Source organism: Mucilaginibacter sp. P4_G9 (assembly GCF_056400985.1).
The window spans coordinates 1-2,143 of sequence record NZ_JBFUKF010000617.1 but is presented as its reverse complement, the minus strand read 5'-3'; the positions used below and the strand labels follow the sequence as shown (position 1 = coordinate 2,143).

Sequence of the window (2,143 nt, the reverse complement as noted above, 5' to 3'; positions counted from 1 at the left end):
CACTCACCACTCACCACTCACCACTCACCACTCACCACTCACCACTCACCACTCACCACTCACCACTCACCACTCACCACTCACCACTCACCATTAAGTCTGTATTACCCCAACATTAAACGCCTTTTCTATCGGCGCATGGTTGGCAGCCTCTATCCCCATCGAGATCACCTTACGGGTTTCCAGCGGATCGATGATACCATCAACCCAAAGTCTTGCGGCTGCGTAATATGGCGTGGTTTGTGAATTATACCTATCGGTGGTTTGTTTCAATAGCTCCTGTTCTTTTACATCATCTACCTCTTCCCCTTTTGCTTTCAAGCCCGCAGCCTGCATCTGAACCAATACTTTGGCTGCCTGCCCGCCGCCCATTACGGCTATTTTTGCTGATGGCCAGGCATAGATCAATCTTGGATCATAAGCCTTGCCGCACATGGCATAATTACCGGCACCGTACGAGTTGCCTATTACAATAGTAAATTTGGGCACTACCGAATTGGCAACCGCGTTCACCATTTTAGCTCCATCTTTTATAATACCGCCCTGCTCGCTGCGGCTGCCTACCATAAACCCGGTAACATCCTGCAGAAACACCAGCGGGATTTTCTTTTGATTACAGTTCATGATAAAGCGGGTTGCCTTATCTGCTGAGTCAGAATAAATAACTCCTCCAAACTGCATCTCCCCTTTTTTTGATTTGATAACCTTGCGCTGGTTGGCTACAATACCCACAGCCCAGCCCTCAACCCGACCTAAGCCACAGATGATAGACTTGCCATAACCTTCCTTGTATTCCTCAAATGCAGAATCATCCAGCAGGCGCAAAATGATCTCCATCATATCATAGGCTTTCTCGCGGTTATCCGGCAGTATGCCATAAATATCTTTTGGGTTTAACTTAGGGTTGGATGGCTTGATCCTGTCGAATCCCGCTTTGGTATAATCGCCCACCATGCTCATAATGTTGCGGATAGAATCAAGACATGCCTGGTCGTTTGGTTGCTTATAATCGGTAACACCCGAGATTTCGCAATGGGTTGTTGCGCCGCCTAATGTTTCGTTATCCACATCTTCGCCAATGGCCGATTTTACCAGGTATGATCCCGCCAGGAAAACCGACCCGGTGCCTTCCACTATCATGGCCTCGTCGCTCATGATGGGCAAATAAGCGCCACCTGCCACACAGGAGCCCATAATGGCCGAGATCTGGATGATCCCCATACCGCTCATGATGGCATTATTACGAAATATGCGCCCAAAATGCTCTTTATCGGGAAAGATCTCATCCTGCAAGGGTAAATACACACCAGCCGAATCAACCAGGTAAATAATAGGCAGGCGGTTTTCCATGGCTATTTCCTGCGCGCGCAGGTTTTTCTTGGCTGTTATCGGGAACCACGCACCGGCCTTCACTGTGGCATCATTTGCTACAATTACACATTGCCGCCCGGACACATACCCAATAACACACACAACCCCGCCGGATGGGCAGCCGCCATGCTCGGCATACATGCCATCGGCAGTTAAAGCGCCTATTTCAAGCCACGGTTTATTGCTATCAATTAGATAGGCCACACGTTCGCGGGCCAGCATTTTACCTTTTTCTTTTTGTTTGGCCGCTGCCTTTTCGCCGCCGCCCAAATGCACTTTTTTTAGCCTTGTGTTCAGCTCATAAACAAGCTGTTTGTTTATATCTTCATTAATGTTAAAAGCGATATCCATAATTGGTTTTTATAGAAAATGTAATTTAGAGAAAATTACCTGGACAAATCTAATTTTTAGTTGGCAGTTTTCGGTTAACCGGCGGTCTTTTTTACGTTTACAAAAACTGTGTTATGGTACCTGGTAAGCTTACTCATTAAATTACGTAAAAACACGCATATATATTAACTAAAAACAATATAGCTTTACTATAAATTATATAAACCCCTACCATCATGATACAGCAAACCAAACGATACGGCTGGACACCCGACCTGCCCGATCACCGCGATTTAAGATACGCCATTGTGCGTCCAGAAGCTTTGGCAAAACCCCTACCTCCGTTAGTCGACATGCGTCTGCAGTGCCCGGCTGTTTATGACCAGGGCCRGCTCGGTTCATGTACAGCCAACGCCATAGGCGGGGCTTTTCAGTTTGAATT

2 protein-coding genes are annotated in these 2,143 nt (G+C 47.0%); one reads left to right on the top strand and one right to left on the bottom strand.

Annotation, left to right across the window (positions count from 1 at the left end):
- Positions 1 to 93: 93 nt before the first annotated feature.
- Positions 94 to 1,722, bottom strand: coding sequence for an acyl-CoA carboxylase subunit beta (locus tag AC1DPZ_RS25980; protein ID WP_477408953.1), 1,629 nt, complete (start codon positions 1,720 to 1,722; stop codon positions 94 to 96).
- A gap of 215 nt (positions 1,723 to 1,937) precedes the next feature.
- Here AC1DPZ_RS25980 and AC1DPZ_RS25975 point away from each other — a divergent pair.
- Positions 1,938 to 2,143: hypothetical protein (locus AC1DPZ_RS25975; RefSeq protein ID WP_477408951.1), on the top strand; the 206-nt coding region annotated here is incomplete at its 3' end.

Coding starts and splice junctions, on each gene's coding strand:
- AC1DPZ_RS25980 (WP_477408953.1), bottom strand. CDS start 1,722: ATGGATATCGCTTTTAACATTAATGAAGATATAAACAAACAGCTTGTT.